At 69.5% G+C, this 22,168-nt stretch carries 16 protein-coding genes and 1 pseudogene; 8 read left to right on the top strand and 9 right to left on the bottom strand.

Features of this window, described 5'->3' with window-relative positions; translation table 11 throughout:
- Positions 1 to 62: 62 nt before the first annotated feature.
- Positions 63 to 344 (top strand): annotated as a pseudogene (locus AB0K21_RS24450) (LuxR C-terminal-related transcriptional regulator); the annotation flags it as partial.
- 20 nt (positions 345 to 364) lie between these two features.
- Here the strand turns inward: AB0K21_RS24450 and AB0K21_RS24445 are convergent.
- The 7 genes from AB0K21_RS24445 to AB0K21_RS24415 form a co-directional block, all read right to left on the bottom strand.
- A complete protein-coding gene (locus tag AB0K21_RS24445; protein ID WP_364153412.1) occupies positions 365 to 1,201 on the bottom strand; it encodes a maleylpyruvate isomerase family mycothiol-dependent enzyme in 837 nt (278 codons plus the stop codon).
- Positions 1,202 to 1,317: 116 nt separating this feature from the next.
- Complete coding sequence (locus AB0K21_RS24440) at positions 1,318 to 3,141, bottom strand: hypothetical protein (RefSeq protein ID WP_343965057.1); 1,824 nt, start codon at positions 3,139 to 3,141, stop codon at positions 1,318 to 1,320.
- Entirely contained in the window at positions 3,134 to 7,411 is a 4,278-nt protein-coding gene (locus tag AB0K21_RS24435) for a DUF6603 domain-containing protein (RefSeq protein ID WP_364153409.1), read from the bottom strand. The genes AB0K21_RS24440 and AB0K21_RS24435 overlap by 8 nt, the downstream gene beginning before the upstream one ends.
- Positions 7,411 to 8,706, bottom strand: coding sequence for a hypothetical protein (locus AB0K21_RS24430; RefSeq protein WP_364153406.1), 1,296 nt, complete (start codon positions 8,704 to 8,706; stop codon positions 7,411 to 7,413). The genes AB0K21_RS24435 and AB0K21_RS24430 overlap by 1 nt, the downstream gene beginning before the upstream one ends.
- Before the next feature lie 26 nt (positions 8,707 to 8,732).
- Complete coding sequence (locus AB0K21_RS24425; protein WP_364153403.1) at positions 8,733 to 11,429, bottom strand: LamG domain-containing protein; 2,697 nt, start codon at positions 11,427 to 11,429, stop codon at positions 8,733 to 8,735.
- Entirely contained in the window at positions 11,426 to 11,590 is a 165-nt protein-coding gene (locus tag AB0K21_RS24420; protein ID WP_343965065.1) for a hypothetical protein, read from the bottom strand. The genes AB0K21_RS24425 and AB0K21_RS24420 overlap by 4 nt, the downstream gene beginning before the upstream one ends.
- Before the next feature lie 130 nt (positions 11,591 to 11,720).
- Complete coding sequence (locus AB0K21_RS24415) at positions 11,721 to 15,128, bottom strand: hypothetical protein (protein ID WP_364153400.1); 3,408 nt, start codon at positions 15,126 to 15,128, stop codon at positions 11,721 to 11,723.
- Between the two features lie 359 nt (positions 15,129 to 15,487).
- Here AB0K21_RS24415 and AB0K21_RS24410 point away from each other — a divergent pair, with 359 nt between their 5' ends.
- The 3 genes from AB0K21_RS24410 to AB0K21_RS24400 all read left to right on the top strand — a co-directional run bounded on the left by AB0K21_RS24410 (position 15,488) and on the right by AB0K21_RS24400 (position 17,094).
- Complete coding sequence (locus tag AB0K21_RS24410) at positions 15,488 to 15,730, top strand: alpha/beta hydrolase (protein ID WP_364153397.1); 243 nt, start codon at positions 15,488 to 15,490, stop codon at positions 15,728 to 15,730.
- A 10-nt stretch (positions 15,731 to 15,740) separates the two neighbouring features.
- Positions 15,741 to 16,409: a TetR/AcrR family transcriptional regulator gene (locus AB0K21_RS24405; protein WP_343965071.1), complete on the top strand. Its 669-nt coding sequence runs from the start codon at positions 15,741 to 15,743 to the stop codon at positions 16,407 to 16,409.
- A gap of 301 nt (positions 16,410 to 16,710) precedes the next feature.
- The gene (locus AB0K21_RS24400) at positions 16,711 to 17,094 is read left to right on the top strand and encodes a hypothetical protein (protein WP_343965079.1); all 384 of its coding nucleotides are present in this window, start codon (positions 16,711 to 16,713) and stop codon (positions 17,092 to 17,094) included.
- On the opposite strand, the gene AB0K21_RS24395 is transcribed toward AB0K21_RS24400, so the two are convergent.
- Both AB0K21_RS24395 and AB0K21_RS24390 read right to left on the bottom strand, forming a co-directional pair.
- Entirely contained in the window at positions 17,051 to 17,602 is a 552-nt protein-coding gene (locus AB0K21_RS24395) for a site-specific integrase (protein WP_364153664.1), read from the bottom strand. The genes AB0K21_RS24400 and AB0K21_RS24395 overlap by 44 nt on opposite strands.
- Before the next feature lie 140 nt (positions 17,603 to 17,742).
- The gene (locus AB0K21_RS24390; protein ID WP_343965073.1) at positions 17,743 to 18,396 is read right to left on the bottom strand and encodes a TetR/AcrR family transcriptional regulator; all 654 of its coding nucleotides are present in this window, start codon (positions 18,394 to 18,396) and stop codon (positions 17,743 to 17,745) included.
- Positions 18,397 to 18,491: 95 nt separating this feature from the next.
- Between AB0K21_RS24390 and AB0K21_RS24385 the strand changes: the two genes are divergently transcribed.
- The 4 genes from AB0K21_RS24385 to AB0K21_RS24370 all read left to right on the top strand — a co-directional run bounded on the left by AB0K21_RS24385 (position 18,492) and on the right by AB0K21_RS24370 (position 22,010).
- Positions 18,492 to 19,508 (top strand): hypothetical protein, encoded by a 1,017-nt coding sequence (locus AB0K21_RS24385; protein WP_343965075.1) that lies wholly within the window; start codon positions 18,492 to 18,494, stop codon positions 19,506 to 19,508.
- 108 nt (positions 19,509 to 19,616) lie between these two features.
- Complete coding sequence (locus AB0K21_RS24380; RefSeq protein WP_343965077.1) at positions 19,617 to 21,179, top strand: FAD-dependent oxidoreductase; 1,563 nt, start codon at positions 19,617 to 19,619, stop codon at positions 21,177 to 21,179.
- A gap of 275 nt (positions 21,180 to 21,454) precedes the next feature.
- Positions 21,455 to 21,706, top strand: coding sequence for a hypothetical protein (locus tag AB0K21_RS24375; protein ID WP_364153390.1), 252 nt, complete (start codon positions 21,455 to 21,457; stop codon positions 21,704 to 21,706).
- 58 nt (positions 21,707 to 21,764) lie between these two features.
- Positions 21,765 to 22,010, top strand: a complete 246-nt coding sequence (locus AB0K21_RS24370) for a GNAT family protein (protein WP_364153662.1) — start codon at positions 21,765 to 21,767, stop codon at positions 22,008 to 22,010.
- Positions 22,011 to 22,168 lie beyond the last annotated feature (158 nt).

Raw genomic sequence — 22,168 nt, 5'->3', positions numbered from 1 at the left:
CCAGGTGGCGAGGGGAAGATCTGGCCCCGGGGGCTCGGCCCGTGACCCGCGAGGTCGTACGGCGACGACTGGAGGCGCTGACGGACCAGGAGCGGCACATCCTGGAACTCATCGGCGAGGGTCTGACCGACCGGCAGATCGGCGAGCGGATGCACCTGGCCGAGAAGACCGTCAAGAACCACGTCTCCAACATGCTGTCCAAGCTCAGCATGGAGCGCCGCACCCAGGCGGCGGCCCTGTCAGCGCGACCGAAGTCCCACCGGCATCGGGCGGATCGCCACCACTCCGGTCGCGCGGGACGCTCCACCCCGGCCGGGTGCCACCCCGTTCCGGTGTCTCGGTGACGAAGGACCCGCCGTGCGGGTTACCGGACGACCGCGAGGAGAGTGGTCGCGGCCGAGGTCAGGCCGAGGTCGCCGTGCGTGCCCGAGCGTCGTCGCGCCTCCTCGACGGTGATTCCCCGACTGGCGAGACGCCAGAGCACATCCTGATCCATCGTGACATGCGCGACGGGTTCGTCCACCGTGTCGCCAGGAGCCATGTGCCATCGACCGGCCTGTCGTGCGACAAACCAGACACCGCCTGCCGAGCCGGTGACGTCGAATCGCATGACCGTGCCCTCGGGGCGGGTCTCGGCCCGCAGGGTGTGGGGCAGCGCGCGCAGGAACGTGTCGATGACGGGACCCAGCAGATCCGGGTCACCGGCGCCCGGACGGGAGACGGCATCGCGTATCTGCTGCTGGTGGACCCAGAACTCCGTGTATTCGCGGGCGATGTCGAGCCAGGCGGGACTGGTCAGATCGGTGGCGGCCCAGGACACGTCCAGATCGGCGGGGGCGTCCAGGTCGCGGACCGACCACAGGGCGTCGAGCTCGGGGCCCAGATGGGCCAGCAGCTCGATCATCACCTGTGGGCTGCATTGACGAAACGCCCGGACGAACTCCTCGTTGACACGTGCCAGGTAGGCGGGCAACGTCTCATCGTCGGCGAAAACGGCGCCGCGGTACCCGTCCCGACCGCCCGAGAGCCGACGCAGGTAGTCGTTGAGGACGTGTCCGACGATGTCATGAACATTCCACCCCGGGCAGACCGTCGGCCGCTCCCAGTCCTGCGGATCCAGTGATCCGAGCAGGTCGAGCAGCGCGCGACGTTCGCGTGGGAACAGGGGCCGGGTGTCGATCACGGGACCGAAGATCGTCATGCCGTGACAGTAAACCGCCTCGGCACGACACCTGGCCACAGGTTTTCGTGCCGAGGGCTTCACGACACCACGGGTGGGGCGCGTGCCGGATGTCGGCTGCCGCGCCGTGAACGGCCTCAGGGGATGCGGAGGAACGTGACGCGTTCGGCGGTTTCGATCATCTGGCGGGCGAAGGCGGCCGAGTCGAAGACGGAGGGAGACCCCCTCAGGGTCTCCGCCATCGCGTTCGTCAGGGCCGTAACGGGCACCGTTCTGGACGCGCCGAGCGTCTGCGGCGGGATCGACGGGCCCGGTGAGCCGTCGGCGGCGCGCAGGGTCTTACCGAACCGGCCCGCGGCCGGGCCTTCGGCCGGCGGCTCCACGCCGAAGTGCTGCTCCTCGGGAGGCCGGCGCAGGTCGAAACGGCCCAGTACACCTTTGAACAGGCAGAGCAGGACCGTCGGCGACAGCCGTTCGAGCCGCAGCAACGGCAGCGGCTCGCTCTCGTCGGCCGAGGCGTACCCGTCGATGAGCAACCCCGGATAGCCCGACACGAGGTCGGAACGGATCAGCGCCCCGGTGATCTTCGAGGTGTCCACCGGTGGTGGCCTCAGCCGGTCCCGGTCGGCGTCGGCCCTGGTGACCCGGCCGACGCTCGTCGCCCCGTCCAGCAGATGGGCGATCCAGCGCGGGTCGAGCTGGAGGAAGCGGATCGTCTCGACGGGCAGCAGTCGCTCGTCCGGCACGAGGTAGCGGTAGGGCACCCCGCGCAACCGCGCGAGGTCGTCGAGGAAGACCTTCACGTCGTCCGGCATCGTGTCGTCGATGCCGGTGATCTCCAGCGGGTGGCCGGACGGCTCGTCGCGCCCTTCCGCCATGGCGCGGCGCCGCTTCCAGGTGTAGACGCTTCTCGCCACCGCTGCGTGCTGGAGCGTGAGCAGCCGTCCGAGCTGCCACGCCGCGGCGTAGCCGATGTCGAGCATCCCGGTCGACGGGTGGTAGCGCAACAGCTCGTCCGGTGTGCGGACGCCGAAGCGCGTGTCGGCGGAGGAGTCGCCGGTGACGAACGGCCCCCGGTACCACGACGCCGTCCGCCCGCCCTGCCGCAGCGTGTGCGCGACGGGCACGTACCCCTGGCGCAGGAACGGCTCGGCCGCCGGCTCCCCGCTGTCGGGCAGCCGGAAGGGCCGTCCCCCATGGGCCAGCGCCCGGACCAGGTAGGGGAAGGTGAACTCCTTCGCCACGCAGGAGAACCGCCAGCCGGCCAGCGTCACCAGGCGCACCAGCGCGCCGGGCGCGTCGGGCCCCGCGCCGAACCCCGAGGCGCCGTAGCGTCCCTCGATCGAGACCAGGTGGACGGTGGAGGAGACCCCCGGTGCGGGAAGCCGGTTGGCGATGACGACCGCGGTCTCCTCATCGGCCCGGCGGACGTGCGCGAGCCGTTCCAGGTCGTTCAGGCTCGGCATGATCGAGACCAGCAGGGAGCGCGGCACGTCGATCACGTTCACCGGGTCGGCCCCGTTCTGTCCCCGCTCCAGGGTCGGTGCCGGAATGTAGGCCCCTCCCGAGGCGAGCATCCCAAGCGTGACGGTCTTCTGTATCGGTTCCTCGTCCCCGCTGAACACCAGCAGGGCGAGCCAGGGCGGCGCCGTCGCCGACACCCCGGTCTGCGCCGTCGCGCTCCGTTCCCACGGCAGCGTCGCCCGGTCGAGCACCACGTGGGGCAGCACGGTGGAGTGCTCGCCGAGGCTCCCGTTCGGCGGGAACACCGACCGCACCGTCCCGGGCGTCAGCGTGAACCGGTCCCCGGACACGCTGAACGTCCGGGTCGTCTCGAAGGTGGTGGGATCCACCCCGGCCGCCGGAGCGACGCTCCTCAGGTCCTGCGTGGCCCTGATCGTGTAGTCGCCCAGCGGCAGGGACGGCCGCCGGTACGCCAGGAAGGTCAGGTCGTCAGCCATGCGAGCCCACCTCCGGGGCCTGGAGGAAATCGGTCGCGGTCAGCCCGTTCAGGTCGATCCGCAGGCCCGGCAGCAGCTTGCCCGCGATGGCCGATCGGGCCCGCGCCCCGGCCGCCAGGTCCAGCCTCTGGTCGGAGGCCCGGGTGAACGCCGGCAGCTCCGTCCAGGAGAAGGCCGGGTCGCTGGACAGGGACGTGGCCGCCCTCAGCCTCGACAACGGAAGGATCTGGGTCGTCGCCGGTTCCCGCGGAGGGTTCGGCCGGATCACGTACCCGGCGAGCAGGTCGTCGCGCAGCGCCGGCCTGCCCAGCGACGGGGTGAGCCGGTCGCCCCACAGCGCGGCGGGCAGGCTCTTGCCGACCGGCTCGAACCGGAAGGCGGAGTTCACCGTGTCCCCGCCACGGGTGATCTTGATCGTCTGGACCGAGGTGAACGTGCCGGGGGCGGCCCCCACCGGCGCGATCCCGAACGGCTCGGCCCCGGTGCCCTCCAGCGCGGTCCCCGCGGACATGGCCGAGGTGGCGGGCACGGCCGAGTCGACGAGCAGTTCCAGGCCGGCCGGGTCGACCGCGCCCAGGTAGGTACCCGAGGAGTCCTTCGGCGAGCCGCCGCGCAACACGACCGTGACGACGTCGGCGTCCGCCGGCAGCTGCGCCGTCCTGAACCGGCCCCACGGAACGGGCCGCGCCGACGCGCCGGACGAGGACCCGAACGAGATGGTGAACGAGATGACGTCCAGGTCGATCGTGGCCGTGCCGCCGAACTCCGGCCCCCAGAACCGCACGTCGGTACCGACGTGCGCGGTGATCGTGTGGGTGCCCAGGAATTCGAACGTGTAGGAGGCCCCGACGCCGATGCGCAGCCCGGCCTCGTAGTGGTAGGGCTGCCAGGCGATGAGGAAGTCCATCGCCGCGTCGAACCAGGCCCGCAGCGACCCGTCCTCGTAGACGGCGCTGAGCGCGGCCCCCGCCATCAGCGCGCCGGGGGTGAGGGCGTAGTAGGCCGAGCCCTTCATGCTGAGCTGCGGCGTGACCTGCCAGGAGAATCCCAGCCGCGGGACGGCCGGGTAGTGGTCGGGCACACCGAAGTGCGGATGGTAACCGCCGACGCTGAGCACGAAGTCGCCCCGGTGCTCGTCGCCGAACCAGGTGACGAACGCGAACCCGCCCGTCAGGCGGCACGCTCGCGACAGCAGGTAGGAGTTGGACGTGAGCTGCGCCTGCAGCGAGAAGTACCCGTCGTCCGGCGCGAACCTCGCCCTCAGCGCGAGCTGGATCTCGGCGACGGGCGTGACCCCCGCCTGCGCCGCGTCCGCCACCGGCAGGACCAGGGTGGACAGGCCGAGCACGTTCATCTCGAAGCGGTGCCCGAACTGGGCCGTCACCAGCAGGAACGAGTCGATCATCTTGAACGAGGTGAAGTGGACGCCCGCCGCGAGGAAGAGGTCGCCGGGCGAGGGCGGCAGGTCGTCCTCCAGACGGGCCAGCTCGGTCGCCAGGGTGCCCGGTACGACCGCGCCGACGGCCTCGGCCACCAGCGGGAAGTCGGCGATCCTCTCGACGGGCGGTGCGACGATCCTCCGGTTGTAGCCGAACCCGGCCGCGATCCCCTCGACGAAGAAGAACGCGGGTCCTCCGACCGGGTAGTCCAGGAAGGCGTACACGAACAGTGACGGCCCCTCGGGCAGTTGCATGTAGGAGCCGAGCGCGCCGACGGTGAACGTCTCGGTGCCGATGACGGCCTTGCCGCTGTAGGCGGGCAGGTTCCTGCCCTCGTACGTCACGGTGTTCGCCAGGAACGCCCCGCTCACCGTGACCGGCCCGCCGGTGTAGGAGACGCCGAGCCCGGCCAGGTCGAACACCGGCGGGGCGGTCGGGTCGGCCAGCGACACCACCGCCGACAGCCCGTCGCAGGCCAGTGTGAGCCCACCCGCCGAGATCGACGCGTCCACCAGCACGGCCAGCCGCGCTGGCCGGTCCGGCACGTGCTCGTAGGCCAGCCCCACCCGTTCGACGTGGACCGGCCCGAAGTCGGCCTGCGCCCTGTACCACAGCACGTCGTCGGCGGTCTTGGCCTGCGTGGGCGTCACCTGGGCGGGCGTGCCGACGGGCAGCGTGACGGCCCGCTCCAGCGGACCGAGCCGCAGGTGTCCGCTGAAGGCGAACCCCTTCGGATACTCCTCGGCCTCCAGCCGCGCCACGTCCGGCGGCAGGATCGCGTTCAGCGCGGTGACCTGCTCGGAGGTGAGCGTCCCGGTGGTGGCCACGATGCGCAGCGGATCGAACCCGACGACCTGGTCCCCGGTCAGGCGCGGCCCGACGACGGGCAGCTTGGACAGATCCACCTTGGCCGTGAGGTCGACCTCGAAGACGTGGGTGTCGCCCTCGACGGCGAGCAGCGCGTCGTCGACGCCCACCACGATGTCCTCCGGGATGTCCACCGCCGCCGAGGGCGCCAGCGCCGCGACGAGTTCCCTGACCGTGGGCGCGGCGCCGCCCCGCCGGTAGGTGGCCGCGAACCGGTTCGCGCCTGCCTGCCGCGCGAAGTGCACCCCGAAGTCCAACGCCAGGCCGGGCCTCACCAGGACCGCGATCATCCCGTCGTACGTGCCCGCCGACGTGTCGATCGCGACGGTCAGGTCCACCTCGGTCGTGTCGATCGGGAAGCGCATGCCGGCGGTGAAGAGGAACCGCGCGGTCTTCGTCGCGAAGGAGGCCGCCAGGTCGTGCACGGTGAGCCCGGCCAGCGGTGCGGGCAGCGGCGGCGCGCCGAACCGCGCCGACAGCGAGCCGATCATCTCACCGATCGGCAGTCGCCGCCCCGGCCTGCTGCCGCCCTCGAACCTCCAGCCCTCGGCGGCGTCGTAGGTCGCCGAGACGTACACCCCGACGGTGGAGACCAGCAGCGCCGCCGAGGAGGCGAACGTGACGTCGTCGTCGATGTCGAAGGCGAACCTCAGGTCCTCCAGCATCACGCCTTCGGCGATCCTCCACTGCCCGTCCACCTCGAGCACCGCCGAGACGGTCAGCGGGTTCGTCCCCGAGGGGAGCACCGCCGACAGGTCGAAGTGCTCGACCTTGAGGTCGGGCAGGTGGGTCGCGTCGGTCTCGTTCGTGAACTCCCGCCAGACTTCGCGGATGCTCAGCGGCGGGTCGCCCTCGCGCAGGGCGCCGCCGAGCGCGAGGGAGTCGCCGAGCCCCGCGCTGATCTCCAGGGTGCCGTGCTCACCGATCCCGAACAGGCCCGCCAGCCCGACGGTGACGCGGGCCTCGCCGAGCGGGTCGTCCACCCGGAAGGTGAGGTCCAGGGCCTGCACGACGAAAAGGCCGAGATCCCACTCGTGCGACGTCTGCAGGGTGAGCGAGACGTGGGAGATCATCCGGGTGGCCTTCGGCGTGAGGCGGACGGTGAGGTCACGGGGCACCACCGGGGCGGTGACCTCGACGTCGAACGGGATGTCCAGCGAGCCCTGCCCGAGGAAGGCGGCGATCTCCTCGAAGGCGGCCTCGCCCAGCTCTCCGAGATCGGCCTTGAACACGAGGCTCTCGCCCCAGCCGAAGATGTCGGCACCGATGAGCACCTGGTGCGTCGTGCCCGACGCGGTGAACGGGATCGCGCCGGTCAGCGCGATCCGGCCCCGCGGGTCCATGTCGCCGGTCGCGTAGTTCAGCCACGGGTCGGCGAAGATCTCGTACCGCAGGTCGGTCAGGGTGATCAGCCCGAGGTCGAGGGTGTGGTTCTCGGGGCCGTAGAGCACGATGTCCGGGACGGGGGTGATGTCCAGGCCCAGCCCCTCGATCTCGGTGACCATCTCGATCTCGCCGGTCACCGCGTGGACCGCGCCGGGCATCATCAGGTCCAGCGGCGCCATCGGGGTGGTGATGATCAGCGTGCCGGTGAAGGCGAGCCCGGCCGGGGTCAGATGGAGCTCCGGGTGCCGGAAGCGGAGCGTCTCGAAGACGGTGGCCTTGAGCACGGGGTAGGCCGTGACGAACGTCCAGCTCTCGTCACCGGCCCCGGTGACGTCGGCGGTGACCGCCGAGCCGTCACTCGTGAAGGTGGCGGTCACCGCGAGGCCGGTGAACGGGCCGCTCGTGCCGGTACCCGTCACGGTCACGCCGTTCGCGAGCTCGGTGCGCCCGGTGACGGCGCCGAGGGTGAATCGTTCCCCGAGGTGGGCCGAGAGCAGGGCCGAGCCGAGCGCCGCGACGTCCAGGTCCAGGGCCGTGCCCCCCGCATGCAGAGCCGCTTTGAGCTGTTCGGGCGTCATCACTTGTTGTCCTTGGCGAGGATCGAGTACGGCCAGGTTCCGTAGGAGCCGGTGATGTAGACGGGCAGCTCGGTCTTCATCGACTCGGCGTTGTAGCTGTTGAGCCCGCCCGGAGCCCAGTAGTACAGGGTGTGCTCGGGGATCTTCTGCGCCGTCGCCATCACGGCCATGTACCGGTTCAGGACGGCCGCGGAGGGCAGGTGGTGCATCTTGATCTGCTTGCCCGCGCTCACCAGGAGCTGCTTGGGCTTGACCGCTGTCACGTACGCGGCCAGGGCGGAGGTGTTGTCGCTGCCGTGGTGGCTCGCGGTCGCCAGGTCGACGCTCCCGATCCGGGCCGAGTGGTGGTCCACCACGTACTGTTCGGTGTTGAGGGTGGCGTCTCCGGACAGCAGCAGCCTCTTCTTCTTGAACACCTCGATGAGGACCACCAGGCTGCCCCGGTTCGCGGGCGTGCTGTGGTCCTTGTGGGCGGTCGTGTTCACGTTGCCCGACAGCAGTGAGATCTTGCAGTTCGGCTCGTCGAGGACGAGGATGCCGCCTTTGCCGTCGAGCACGCCGCCCTCGGGCGGGTCCTCGTCCTCGGGCGGGGCGAGGACGGGCACGCCGTTGAGCGCGATCACCTGGTCGGCACCGTTCCTGTGGTGATCCACCTCGAAGATGAGGTTCTCGTCGGCGGCGTGGGCCAGGATCCAGGCGCTGGTGCCCCCCTTGGAGTAGTGAGCTCGCGACTTGCTGTGGTAGACCTTCTGGAACTCGACGCTGTCGTCCATCACGGCCGAGAGCTTGTTGTAGTGGTCGGCGTCGGGATGGGTGAGGATCAGCAGGTCCACGGTGTTGCTGCCCTTGAGAAACTTCTCGTGCTTCAGGGTGCCGCCGATGATCCGCCGCAGGGTCTCCAGGTCTTTCTTCGTCTCCTTCTCCTCGTCCTCTTCCTCCCCGGCTTCCGGCAGATCCTCATCGGCTCCGATCACCTCACGGTAGGAGTCGGAGCCGCAGTCGATCATCACGACCCGGCCCTCCGGGGTGCACATGATCGTGCAGTCGCCCTGGCCCATCTGGATGAAGGCGGCGTGGAAGTTCTCGTCGTCGCGGGTCCCCGCCTTGGCCGCGGGCCGGCTCGCTATCTCCCTGGCGCGCGCCGCCGCCACGGCCTTGGCCCGCTCTCTGGCCCTGTCCTCCTCGTCCTTCTTCTTCTTGTCACGTTCGGGCTTGGTCTTGCTGCGCGTCGAGACGCTTCCGTAGCCCTTGCTCGCGGTCTTGATGTCCGTACGGTCGCGGGAGTTCTGCGGCATGTCACACCTGCTCGGGAGGAGAGGTCTCAGGAGGGGAAGTCGATGCGCCAGCGGCCCTGGTTGATGCGGTTCTTCTGCCGCCAGGTGTAGACGTAGCGCCGGTCGTTGTCGCGCGGCTCGTAGTCGGCCGCGTAGGCGTACTCGCCCTGCTTGGTGTTGTAGAGGTCGAACTCCAGCTGTCCCGCGGCGAGGCGCTGCAGGATGCGCAGCTCGTTCTCGCCGATGGTGACGCCGCCGATCCGCAGGTTCTGGCCGACGAAGGTCCTGGCGATGACGTCGATGAGCTGGTCGACGGGGATGTTGCCGTCCTTGAAAGCGATGCCCTCGGGGCGGCCCTCGATCCGGTGCCAGAACTTGTTGGCGTGGTGGAAGCGGATCGTCGGGTACGTGACGGCCGTGCCCGGCGTGTTCTCCTGGAACAGCTCCAGATACAGCGTCTGCCCGCTCGCGCCCTGTGAGGTGTCCCTGCGCAGCTGCAGGTGACCGCTGTCGTTCCTGATCGTCACCTTGCCGCCCAGCGGACCGGGCGTGCCGAAACCGATCTGGTCGGGGCCGAGCGGGTTGATCAGCAGGGGCCGGGCACCGCCTGACTGGATCCAGGAGTAGGTCTGGTGGTGGCCGATGCGCAGGTGCGCCTGGTCGGTCGGGCCGACGATCACCGCACCGCCCAGCGAGTCCTGGTTGACGTGGACGACGTGCAGCTTGCCCTGCGGGGAGCCCACCGGGCCGATACCCACGGCGTCGCCCCTGGGGTTGATCAGCAGAGGCTTGGAGCCGCCGGACTGGATCCAGGAGTAGTCCTGGTGGTAACCCAGGCGCAGGTGCGCCGCCTGGTTGGTCGGCCCAAGGATCAGTGCGTTGCCCCCGGCGTCCTGGTTGGTGTGGACGATGTGCAGGCGGGCCTCGGGGGCGCCGGTGCCGATCCCGACGGTGTTGCCCAGCGGGTTGATCGCGAGTGGCAGCCCGACGTGCGACTGGATCCAGGTGTAGGTGCGGTCGTAGCCCAGGCGCAGGTTCTGCTCGGACTTGCGGCCGATCACCAGCGCGTCGCCGTTGGCGTCCTGCGGGGTGTGGACGATCTGGAACCGCGCTTCGATCCTGTCCGCGGCGACGTTGACTCCGGCGGAGGACCGCGTGAACAGCAGCGGGGTGCGGTCCACCATCACGGTCGCCGAGCCGTCGGCGTAGCCGGGGATGTTCTCGTACTCGACGAGGATCGGGGCGTGTCCCGGTTTGGGCAGGGCGAGGATGTTGGTGAGGTCGATCTCGATGTACTCGCCGGGGGCGAGCACGGTGTCGGCGGCGGGAGTGATCTCCCACGTCCTGACCTTGTCCGGGCGTTTCCTCGCGCTCCACCGGGTGCCGGTGACCGAGAGCCCGACGCCCCCGGCCGCGCCCACCTTGGTGAGCGCCCAGGGCGTCTTGTCGGCGTCCGCGCCGCTGTCGGCCTCGGCGTCGAACGAGATCTGGAAGGTCGAGGTCGGCAGGCCCTTCAGCAGCGGGATGCCCTTGCCGGCGCGCATCGTATTGGCGATGTGGAGCTTCAGTTTGTTGGGCGTCGTGCCGTCGCTGAGCACCCGGTCGCCGCCGACGAGGCGGATGTCCAGCGGGATGTTGTGCAGGCCCCGATGGTTGATCACGTCCAGGTACTGCACCCGGGTGCCGACCAGCGGCATGGTCTGGCCGGAGTATCTGATGTTCTTGTAGTCCAGTTCCAGCTGGGTGCCGTGGGTGCCGTCCGTGCCGTCGGCGTTGAGGCCCGCCACCTCGACCGAGACGGTGCCGTCCGGCGGGATCGGCCTGGCGTTCTTCCACTGGAAGTACAGGGCCGTGCCGTCCGCCTCGGGCACCATCGCCCAGTCGGTGGAGTTCAGGGTGGGGGTGAGCCCGGCGGCGAGCGTCCCCTTCCGCAGGCGCAGCGCGAAGTGGTAGGTGCTGGAGGACACGCCGGTGAGCGGCATCGCCTCCACCGTGCCGCGCGAGCTGTTGGTGAGCCGCAACGTCATCGTCTGGAGCTTGACGTCGTCGATGTAGAGCACCGGCTGGTCGTCGTCGTTGACGAAGGCGAAGTCCAGCGGGTGCGAGCGGACGAACATCTCCAGGGGCGGCTCGTCGTCGGCCATGTCCCGCAGGATCTCCGCGGCGGTCAGCGCCCTGTCGTACACCCGGAACTGCGCGAGTAGCCCGGTGTAGGCCGCCGTGGCGTTACCCCATCCCAGGCAGAAGTCCTCCTGGTCGGCCACGCGCGAGACGCCCTGCCTGACCTGCTCCGCGACGAGCCTGCCGTCCACGAAGATCCGCGCGCTGGTGTTGTCGTGGGTGACGGCGACGTGCTTCCACGTGTTCGGCGGGATCACCCCGGCGTCGGTCGAGTGGCTGTCCAGGCCGCGGGTCGTGTTGAACATGTGCTCAAGGCACCCGTTACTCTCCAGGCGCAGCCGGATGTTGGGCGACTGCTTGCCGAACACCGCCGTGGTGCCGCCCCCGGACCAGTTGATCCACGCCGAGAGGGTGTAGGTCGTGAGGGCGAGGAGCGGCCGGCCCGCGGGCACGACCGCGTACTGGTTGCCGCCGCCCAGGCGCAGGCAGGCGAACTTCGGGTCGGTGACGACCGTCGGCGCCTCGACGAAGGTGCCCGTCAGCTGGTTGGGACCGCTGTCGAGGACGGTTTTCTGCGGGGCGAGGGCGTCCAGCGGCCAGTGCAGGACCAGGGAGTCGCTCATCCGTGCCTCTCCTCGGGGACCGAGGCGAGACCGAGCTGGCCCTGGGCCTGCTGCTGCACGGTGGCGACCAGTTCGAAGACCTGGGCGTAGGGGAGCGCGCCGAGCGCGTCGAGGATCTGGTTGACCTCGGGGAGCGTCAGCGTCAGGTTGATCTTCTGCATGAGGGGTTCCTCTGCTCGGGGTCCGGTACGCGCTGTCCGCGACATCGCGTACCGGAGCCGATGTCGCGGGATTCGGGACTGGGATTCCGGGCCGGGATTCGGGGGCAGGGATTCCGGGCCCGGGGATGAACTACTCGGTGTCCGGGACGAGCGTGAGCCAGCCCTCTCGGGCCGTCGGCAGGGCGGGGGCGCCCGCGTCGTCGTGGACGGGGTCGAGCGGCCTGTCGGTCCAGGCCGACGGGGTGCGCTCGCGCCAGCTCCACCGGTGCCCTGGGACGTCCGGCACGGGCAGCGCCAGGCTGTCGCCGTCCACGAGCACGGGCGCGGTGAACTCCGGGACGCGCAGCGCGTCCATCGCGGCGCGGTACTGCTCGGCGGGCAGGGTGGCCGCCTTGCCCGGCAGGAAGCCGGACGTGACGTGGATCGGGGCCCGGGGGTCGGCCAGCAGAGTGAGCGTGTACGGCGGCAGGTCGATCCCGACGGTCAGCGGCGGCGCCGTCGTGACGGGCAGGAACCCGCCGAGACCGGAGGCCGGATCCGCTCCCTCGATCCAGTACCCGATGAGCCCGTCGTTCAGCCGGTCGGCCGCGCCGACCCGCACGGGCAGCGCGACGTTTTGATAGCCGTTGGAGTCGCGGGTGCTGCGCCGCATGTCCTGCCGGAAGACGTTCCAGTCCTGGTGGACGGCGAGCGGCCCCATGACCTGAAGGTCGAGCTCGGCGCGCAGGACGGCCAGCGGCCGGGCGGTCAGCACGTCCAGGCTGTGGTCCTCGGGTTCGACGCCCGCCGTCAGCGTGTCCAGGCTCGACAGGAACTCCGCGAACGCGTCCGGGCCGAGCGCCTGGATCCGGGTGGCCACCGCCCGCAGGTGCGCGTTGCCGATCCCCGCGATGCCGGTGACCGTGCTGCCCGGGGAGGGCAGCCAGCGGGCCAGTTTCGCGTTGGACGGCTCCGGGCTCGCGGTGATCAGGCCGAGCTGGACGCCGTCGCCGTCGTAGAAGGCGAGGCCGTCGTCCAGGTCGTCGGGGACCAGCCACCCGCACACCGGGGAGGTCACCGGCACGTCGTTCATCTCGCGCAGTTCGTGGTCGGAGTCCAGCCAGCGGAACGACAGCCGGGACGGCTGGGCCAGCCGCGGCGGCATCGCGGCCCAGCCTGGACGGTCGGGAACGCGCATCCGCGTCGTGGTGACCGCGGTGTCGGTGTCGACGTCGCAGGCCAGCCCGAAGTTGTCGACGATCCGCAGCCGGTTCAGGCGCATCACCCCGGCGCGGATCGGGTTGAAGCCCGACAGCGGCTCCGGCGCGTGCCGGGTGTTCTCGCCAACGGCCCGCGCGACCTTGGCCGCGAACCTCTGGTAGTCGGGGAAGCCGAGCGGGTCGGCGATCGGGAGCTGGCGGGTGAGCCGCCGCATGAGCAGCGCGTCGTTGAAGCCGCCGAGCACCTGGGCGAGGTTGCCGCCCTCGTTCTCGGCCAGGTGCCGGTACATCGAGATGATCGTCTTGACACGGGCGTCCTCACCGTTCTCGGCGTACCAGGTGATGACCGTGTCCGGGTCCTCCTGGAAGGCGGAGGGTTCGACCGTCGTCCCGTTCGCCGCGTTGTAGGCGGCGATGACGCTGCCCGCCAGGTACCGCAGGATGCGTGCCGACATCACCGGTCCGGTGCTCCGCGACAGGACCGTGGTGCCCGAGTAGACGCTCGCGACCCGGGTCGGGGCCTCGTAGCCTGGCCTGGTCCGCAGGTCCGCCTCGCCGGGAGCCAGCTCGTAGGCGTCGGTGACGAACGTCGGCGCGTAGACGGGGTCGTCCGGGTCGAGATTGTCACCGCCGCCGGTGGCGAGGAACTCCGCCTCCCAGTGCAGGAGCACCGGGTGCCACGGGTTGTGCGCCCAGACGTCCGGCTTCAGGCCGAGCGCGGGCAGCTCCCGCCGCAGCGACACGGGGTCGCGCGGGTCGGCGACCGCGAGCACCCGGCAGGGCAGCAGGCCGTCTGGGCTGCCCTCGCCGTCCTGGCCGTGCCGGTCGGAGGGCGTGGCCACCTGGCCGGTCAGCAGCACGACCGGCTCGGCGGGCAGGTAGAACTGCGGCGCCGGGACGGTGTCGAGGACGAACGTCGCGCCGGACGGCCCCGCCGTCCGGGTGTTGTACGTCGCCAGGGCGGCTTCGAGGGCGGTACGGGCCGCGGTGACGGCGTCCTTCGGGCGGCTCAGGAGGTTGGTCAGCTCGTCCAGGTGGTCGATGTGCCGTTCGAGGTAGGAGCGCACCTCATCGGGGTCGGGGTAGCTCTCGCGCAGGCCCGCGTTCGGGTAGGCGCAGATCATGTATCTGTACCAGTCGGCGAACAGCTGCTCTCGCAGGCCGACCAGCGCCTCCTCGGCACGGTCGAGATCCTCCTGCGCGATGTTGAGCCCGTTGAGCAGGTCGCCGGCCTCGCGTGGCAGCGCCAGTGCCTCGCGCCGCTGGCGGGTGGCGGCGTCCACGTTCGGGGTGTCCTCCCTGCGGATCGTCCACAGCCGTCTCGGGGGCAGCGGCCGGAAGCCGTCGGCGTGCCGCTCCTCGGCCAGCTTGGCGCCGACGTCGAGCGGCTTGGCCTCCAGCTCGTCGGCGTAGGCCAGGGCTTCGAGCAGGTTCTCGGCCTCGTCGGGGGCGACCCCGTCGAGCACCGTCCCGAGGTGGGCGGCCAGCGCCTCGGTCGCGCTCGTGCCGACGAACACGCCGCCGTCCTGGTCGTACAGCAGCGGGCTGACGGCCCGGCCGTCCGGTCTGAAGATCAGCGACGCGTAGCACACCGTGGACGCCGGGCGGGCGCTGCCGTCCGGGACGCCCCAGCCGAACCCGTCCGCCAGCGCGGCCCGCCATCCGGAGCCGGTGGTCAGGCCGGCGAGGGTGTCCTGCGCGGCGGCCGAAAACCAGCCCGCGACCTCGTACTGGGTGCCGCTCGGCGGGCGGGAGCCGGTGAAGTCGGTGTCGTGGAAGCCGAACACGCTGTGGCAGCCCGGGTAGAAGGCCGCGAAGGCGGGATCGCCGTGCCCGATCGCCGTCACCTGCGGCAGCCTGTCTCCCGGCAGGCCAGGCCGCCACGTCTCAAGGGGCACGGCCCGGCCGAGCCTGCGAAACGGGACGCCACCGTCGGTCGCAGGGAACGCGATCCCGGCCGCGTTCGCGTCGTCCGGGGCGGCCAGGTAGTCGCTCTCGACCACCCAGGAACGTTCCAAAGCCCCTTCCCGGCGACGCGTCACCAGCCACCGGTTCGGCACGGCGGGCACCCGCGTCCTCCCGTCCTCCTGGACGAGCCGGGTCAGCGCGTCCGGAAGCGACCAGTGCAGGTGCACTCCCGGCCCGAGCAGGAAGTCCTGGTCCTCGAAGGGGTCGGGGAGAATCTCCTCACTGATGTACGGGGCGCCTGGCCGGACGTCCCGTTTCGTAATGGGATCGACGTACGGCAGTCGGGTGAAGTCCACCGGCTCGACGACTCCGACCTCGTCCTTCAGATAGAGCGCCGCCAGACGCATCGGAACCACGAGCGCATCAGCCATTAAGCCCCTCTCGCCCCACTATCAGACCGACCGCCACACAATAACGATATGCACGTTATTCCGGGAAGACTGAAGTTCAAGGCTGTAACACGCAGAGAATTTCTCCGCAATTACCGAGAAGCCTCATTCACCTACCTTGCTCCGAGAAAGCCGGTGAGTTCAGCACCAATGAAGGTCTTCGGGAGGGAACCCACCGGTCTTTTGTGGCTCCCGATCGGCATCACGTTCGGTTCGCCCCAACCGCTGCTCTTGGCGGCCTGGAAGGGCTTCCTGCAGCTCACCGCGGAGCCGGGTTCCCGTTACCAGAGCTGACTTCTGGACGACGTCTGCCCATCCCACCCGCCTACACCGACGAACAGGTGCGCGAGCTGTCGGTACCCGTACAGGTACTGCTGGGCGCCCACAGCGCGCTGCACGCCGCGCAGGCGGTGGCCGCGCGGCTGGCCGAGGTCGCCCCGTCGTGGCGGGTGGAGATCGTGCCCGACACCGGACACGCGCTGCCCGTCGAAGCTCCAGACCTGGTCACCGAGCGGATCCTCACCTTCCTCGGCCAAGCCCAGGCCGAGATCGCAACGCCGGAGCACAGCACGGACCGCGGCTAGGAAACCAGCCATGCCCAAACAGGTGGACCATGACGAGCGGCGACGCCAGTTGACCGAGGCGTTGTTACGCATCGCCGGCACCCGCGGCCTGCAGGCGGTGTCGATGCGTGAGATCGCCGCCGAGGCCGGAGTCTCGCTGCGCGTCGTCCAGTACTACTTCACCGACAAGCAAGCCCTGCTCGACTCCGGCCTCGCCGAGCTGACCGTCCGTCTGGACCACCGGGTCAAGCAGCGGGCCGCCGCCGCCACGGGCGGGCTGTCCACGCGAAGTGTCTTCGAAGCCGTCCTCGGCGCGATCCTGCCCTCCGACGAGCAGAGCCGACTGGACTCACTCGCCTGGACCGCCTACTACACCGCCGCTCTCACCGACCCGGCCCTCGCCGCGGCCGCGCTTACCCGCCCCGACGCGCTGGAGGACTTCCTCACCACCCGGCTCACCACCGCGCAGCAGGCCGGGAACCTCGCCTCCGATCGCGACCCGCGCACCGAGGTCGCCACACTTCTGGCCCTCGCCAACGGCCTGACCGCAAGCGTCCTGGGCCGACAACGCAGCCACGAAGCCGCCACCGCGATCATCAACTACCACCTCGATCACCTCTTCGGACCTATGGCCGCACTACGGCCGCCCCCGGGCCGAGCCGCACCGACCCAAACTCCTCACCCGCACCCCGACCAGTAACCATCCATCCTCGCGGACCTGGAAGCCGCCGCCACCACCTTCCGCCGCACCGTGAACCTCATCGACTGACCAGGGGGTTCTACCAGCCATCTCGCGACCACCCGCATCAGAACGGCCAGTCACGATAAGAGATGCCCGCCGGGCTCCTTAACGTGACTGGCCGTTCGGTTGCTGCTCAAGCCCCGAGACCGCCTGATCAGGGGTCCCGGTAGCAATGAAGAAATTTCCAACGAAGTAGCACCTGACCTGGGTTGATACGGGCCCCTATGGCTGAGGTCTCGATTCGCTTACGGTGTTGACCATGAGCGACGACAAGCCGGAGTTCGGGTATGGCGCGGGCGGTCGCCCGTTGTGGACGGCGCGGGACCGGGACGCTGAGATCATCCGGGCGGTGCTGCGCAAGGCGGGGCATCGGGAATTCAGTGAGCGCCACGGCGGGTTCGTCGTGGAGGGCGGCAGCGGCGGAAGGTCGTTCCAGGTCGCATGTGCCGACGACGCCGAGACGTCCGCGCTGGAGCTCGCCCGGTACTCCGACGACCTGCGCACGGCCGGGTACCGCGTCGAGCCTGACGCTGGCGATGATCAGGTGCTGCTGGTGAGTCCTCCTGATCGCGGTTCGTTCCAGCGCGCGGGGGTGGAGCTCAGCGGGAACGGCGGCGCTGGGCGGGGTCGGCTTCGGCGGTGATGCGCGCGGAAGTCTCCTCGCCCAGGCGAACGTACCGGCCGAGGCTGGACAGGTGCTGGTGGCGGCTCTTGGCCCGCAACTCCGGGGCGGTCCGTCCAGCCTGCGCGAGATGCTGCAACGCGCTGTGCCGGAGCTGGTGCAACGTCCATCCCTGGCGGTGCGGATCCAGCTTGACGGAGGCGGTCTTGAACAGGTACTCGGCGCGCGGATAGGACAGCCGCCCCCGCCCGGTGATCGGGCAGATGTCACCGCGCGCGGGTGCGCGAGGCTCGGAAGCGGGGGCGCGCCGGTCGGCCAGGAACACCGGCCCGGCAGTCCGGCCGGCCAGCAGGCGGGGCAGCAGCCGGGCGGTGGCGGTGGCCCAGTGCACGTATTCGATGGCGCCGCCCTTGGAGACGACCCGGGCGCGGCGGAACTCCAGGTCGAGGTCCTCGACGTTGAGGCTGAGGATTTCCTCGGCGCGGGCGGCCGTGTCGTACAGGAGCCGCCACAGCACCCGTTCGCGCAGGGCGCGCGTGGGATCGGTGAACAGCTTGTCCAGCCGGGTGGCCGGGATGGCGCGGTCTGATTGGTGGTGTTCGGCGGATTCCTACGCGCCAGCGACGATTCAGCGGCAGATGCCGGGGCGCCGTTTCTTGAGGCGGGAGTTCACTGATACCGGTGGCGGAGTGCTCGTTGCTCGGCGGCGTCGAGTGCGGGTATGAGAGGTGCGAGCGTGGTGCGAAGGAGGTCCGGAAGCGAGCCGGACGGCACGACGAGCCCGCTGGTTGTGGCGGACGAGGCAGTCGTCTGCAACCACTGCTCGAGCGCCACGCGAACTGCGGCAGCCACGCTCGCCGCGAGCACCCGTGCGGTGTGCGGGTCGCCGTCGCCGAGACGTTCGGCAATCGCGTCGGTGAGAGGATGTTCGATCGCGGTGACGGTTTCGATGAATGCGTCCCGTAGCGCGGGACGGGTGGTGATCAGCAGCAGCGCGTCCCGCCCGGATTCATCCGGGGCGGTGTACTGATCCACGATCGCCTCGATGACGGCATCGGCAAGGCCGACGCCGGCGGGCCGGTCGGCCACCGCCGCCGCGACCCGCGCTTCCCGTTCGCCGGAGACGGCGGCGACGATCGCCTGTTCACGGCTGGAGAAGTAGTTGTTGTACGTCCTCGGTGAGACGCCGGCGGCCTCGGCGATGTCATCGACGCGTACGTTGTCTGGTCCACGCTCCAGGGCCAGCCGCAGGGCCGCCGCGCGCAAGGCATCTCGGGTGGCCCGCTTCTTTTGCTCGCGCAGCCCCGTCCGTCTCGTCGTCACGATCTCAGCATAGCTTAGATGCGTGCACGAAAATTTGCGTGTACGCATTTTTATGCCTAATCTGGCATCCTCACCCGCCAGGAAGGACCAGAACGATGAGGGCCAAAGGCATTAGCTACGACACCGGCTTCGTCAAGAATGGAGCGACCTCCCGCAAACGCTTCGACCCGGACGTGGTCGAGCGCGAGCTGCGCATCATCCGCGATGACCTGCACTGCACCGCGGTCCGTATCATGGGTGGCGACCCGGAGCGGATTGAGCTGGCGGCGGCACACGCCGCCGATTTGGGCCTGGAGGTCTGGTTCTCCCCCTACCCTCTCGAACTGACCGCCGAGGAGATGCTGCCGCTGTTCGCGGACTGCGCCGAACGCGCGGAGCGGCTGAGGCGACGGGGAGCCGAGGTGGTGTTCGTCGTCGGTGCCGAGTTGAGCCTGATGAATCCCGGGTTCCTGCCCGGTGACGGCACCGACGAGCGGGTCGCGTTGCTGAGCCAGCCGGATCGCGTGCGGGAGCAGATCGCCGAGGTCAGCACACGTGTCAACGAATTCCTCGGCACGGCCGTGGCACTGGTCCGCGAGCGCTTCGGCGGCAAGATGACCTACGCCTCCGTACCACTTGAGCGCGTCGACTGGGCACTCTTCGACATCGTGTCCATGGATCTCTATCGGTCGGCCGAGATCGCCGACCGTTTCGCCGAAGGCGTCCGTGGCCTGGTCGCGCAGGGGAAGCCGGTCGCAATCACCGAGTTCGGCGCGGCCAGCTACCAGGGTGCAGGCGAGCGAGGCGCTCTCGGTTTGGAGATCGTCGAGTACGACAAGGACGGGCCTGTTCGGTTGAATAGTGAGTATGCCCGGGACGAGCCTGGTCAGGCCGCGTACGTGCGTGAGCTGCTAGAGGCATTCGAAGCCGGCGGCGTCGACAGCACGTTTGTGTTCACCTTCGCACTGTACGACCATGTGCACCGGCCCGACGGCGATCCCCGCGACGACCTGGACCTGGCCAGTTACGGCATCGTCAAGGTCTACGAGGACCGGCTCGGAGCCACCTACCCCGCCATGCCCTGGGATCCCAAGGCCGCCTTCACCACCCTCGCCGAGTACTACCGCGGCTGACCACGTCCCAAGGACCGTAACCCGGAGCGAGTCGCCCCGGCACGCCCACGACCCTGCGCTTTAGCGCGCCATCCGTCCCGCCCATTTCCGTACGAACTAAGGAAAAACGTGATCACAGATGTCGTCATCGCCGGCGGTGGCCCGAACGGGCTGATGCTGGCCTGCGAAATGAGCCTGGCAGGGGTCCGGCCGATCGTGCTGGAACGGCTACCGGAGCCGAGCCAGGAACCCAAGGCGAACGGACTGCTGGGCCAGGTCGTGAAAATGCTTGACCACCGGGGTCTGCATGAACGTCTCAGCGGTAGCCCACAACCTCCGCAGCCGAACTCCGGATACTTCATGTTCGGCGCGATGGGCCTGGACCTGAGCCTGCTGCAGGACAGCCCCGTCTATGCCCTGCCGGTGCCGCAGCGACGCATTGTGCAGGTCCTGCAGGAGCGCGCCACCGAACTAGGCGTGGAAATCCGGCGGGGACACGAAGTCGTCGGCCTGTCGCAGGACGACGACGCGGTTACCATCGACGTCGCGAGCCCGGGCGAGACCTACCAATTGCGGGCCCGGTACCTCATAGGCGCGGATGGAGCGCACAGCAGCACGCGCAAGCTCTCCGGCATCAAATTCCCCGGCATCACCTACGACCGGATGACCGTCTGCTCAGCGCACGCGACGGTCCCGGCGGACTGGGTCGATTCCGCGACCGGTGCGCTGAACGTGCCCGGCCACGGCGCTGTTCTGCCGTTCCTGCCCCACCGCACCGAACATGGCGGGTTCTCCTACGCGCCGATGCCCGGCCACCCACCGCTGGTCAGCACCACAGAGTGGGACCTGCCCGAGAGCAACGCTCCAATGAGCCTGGAGGAGTTGCGGGTGAGTATCCGCCGCGTGCTCGGCGTCGACGTGCCGCTTGGTCCGCCCGACGGTGCAGGGCCGCACGTGCTGCGCCGACTGACCGGCGGTAACACCCGAATCGCCGAACGGTTCGCCGACGGCCGGGTGTTCCTGATCGGTGACGCCGCGCACGTGTACGCCGCCACGGGGGGCGGTCCAGGGCTCAACCTCGGCCTGCAGGATGCGGCCAATCTCGGCTGGAAACTCGCCGCCGAGATCCGGGGAAGCGCCCCGTCCGGGCTGCTGAACAGTTACGAGACAGAGCGGCGATCGGCTGCCCAGCGCATGGTGCTGAACGCGCAGGCACAGGCGGCCCTGATCGCCCCCGGCAGCGATGTCACCGGACTGCGCGAGGTGTTCACCGAACTGCTTCGCGACCAAAGCACCGTGCAGCGCCTGGCCGAACTCACCGCGGGCGCCGACGTCCGCTACGACATGGGCGAACGCGAGGCGCACCCGCTGACCGGCCGGTTCGCCCCAGATATGGACCTGCACACCCCGACCGGGCCGGTCCGGCTGGCCGAGCTAACCAGAACCGCACGCCCTCTGCTGCTCGACCTGACCGAAGAAGCATCACTGGCGGAGACACTTGCCCTGCGGCACGACCAGGTCGATATCGTCACGGCGCGCTCCCAGACCCCCGCGCCCACCGCCCTGCTCCTTCGACCGGACTGCTATGTGGCCTGGGCATCTGCATCACCCCGGCCCGATCCCATGGAGATCGAAACACTCCGGGCAGCCTTACAGCGGTGGTTCGGAGTCGTCAAGCCCGCCCACACCTGAAGTTTCGGGCACGTACGTGGTACCGGATCAACTCATCGCTGGCGATCTCCGGGTACGAACGCAGCTGCTCCAGCTGCTCCTCGGAGAACATCTTCTCGGACACCGCACCACCTCTACCTGCCGTACCGGACGAAACCGGAACGAACGTAGCGGTAGTGATCACCAACCCGTCAAACGCAGCCGTTACCCCAGGTCAGGTGCTACTTCGTTGGAAATTTCTTCATTGCTACCGGGACCCCGATCAGAGAAGCGGACTTCGTTGTAACTTCTGGGGTGTGTCAGCGTTGTTGTTTCCGGATCCTCCACTCGCCGATGCGGTCGTTGCGTTGCGTCCTTGGCGAAGGTCCGATGTGCCGCAGCGGTTTGCCGGCTTCTGCGATCCACTGTGTCTGCGTTTCTCCTGGCCGCTCGTCGAGCCCTTCGCCGAAAGGCATGTGCAGAGGCGCTTCGATGAGGAGGAGGAAGCACGGCTTTGCGGGGAGGAACTCAACCTCGCCGTAGCCGATGCGGTCGACACTCCGGCCTGATCTTGGGCGGGGCTTCGATGTATGACATAGACCTTGGCCAGGCGCGTGCGGCGATCGGCTGGCACCGCACGCACGCGGGCGAGGGGTCGCCATTCGCACACTGCGTCTGCTGGCGTGTTGGGCGTTCGGCCACATCCACCTTGCCCGCCTGGAGCTGACGTGCGCGCCCGACAACGTCGCCTCCCAACGCGTAGCCACACGGTGCGGGTTCGTGCGTGAGGGAGTGCTGCGCTCGCATGTGCGCTTCAAGGGCGGGCGCCGTGACTCGGTGATGTTCAGCTTTCTGCCCGGCGAACTGCAATGAGCCCGGCACTGGTTGACCTGGGATGTTGAGGGGCTGGTCGGCCTTCGAGGAGGCTGAGTGCAGTGCTAGCGGACACGCCGTTCTCCAGTTGAGCGGCCAGATTTCTCCTGGCTGATGGCCATCAAAATTCCTGGCGTGGCCACTGGGAATCCCGGTGG

The organism is Streptosporangium sp. NPDC049248, assembly GCF_040678965.1.
Taxonomy (GTDB): domain Bacteria; phylum Actinomycetota; class Actinomycetes; order Streptosporangiales; family Streptosporangiaceae; genus Streptosporangium; species Streptosporangium fukuiense.
The sequence above is the reverse complement of the archived record's forward strand: the minus strand, read 5'-3'. Positions and strand labels throughout refer to the sequence as shown.

Excerpts from the sequence above, each read along its gene's own strand:
- AB0K21_RS24425 (WP_364153403.1), bottom strand. The coding sequence starts at position 11,429 with ATGAGCGACTCCCTGGTCCTGCACTGGCCGCTGGACGCCCTCGCCCCG.
- AB0K21_RS24440 (WP_343965057.1), bottom strand. The coding sequence starts at position 3,141 with ATGGCTGACGACCTGACCTTCCTGGCGTACCGGCGGCCGTCCCTGCCG.
- AB0K21_RS24420 (WP_343965065.1), bottom strand. The coding sequence starts at position 11,590 with ATGCAGAAGATCAACCTGACGCTGACGCTCCCCGAGGTCAACCAGATC.
- AB0K21_RS24400 (WP_343965079.1), top strand. The coding sequence starts at position 16,711 with ATGAGCGACGACAAGCCGGAGTTCGGGTATGGCGCGGGCGGTCGCCCG.
- AB0K21_RS24415 (WP_364153400.1), bottom strand. The coding sequence starts at position 15,128 with ATGGCTGATGCGCTCGTGGTTCCGATGCGTCTGGCGGCGCTCTATCTG.
- AB0K21_RS24445 (WP_364153412.1), bottom strand. The coding sequence starts at position 1,201 with ATGACGATCTTCGGTCCCGTGATCGACACCCGGCCCCTGTTCCCACGC.
- AB0K21_RS24385 (WP_343965075.1), top strand. The coding sequence starts at position 18,492 with ATGAGGGCCAAAGGCATTAGCTACGACACCGGCTTCGTCAAGAATGGA.
- AB0K21_RS24430 (WP_364153406.1), bottom strand. The coding sequence starts at position 8,706 with ATGCCGCAGAACTCCCGCGACCGTACGGACATCAAGACCGCGAGCAAG.
- AB0K21_RS24435 (WP_364153409.1), bottom strand. The coding sequence starts at position 7,411 with ATGACGCCCGAACAGCTCAAAGCGGCTCTGCATGCGGGGGGCACGGCC.
- AB0K21_RS24405 (WP_343965071.1), top strand. The coding sequence starts at position 15,741 with ATGCCCAAACAGGTGGACCATGACGAGCGGCGACGCCAGTTGACCGAG.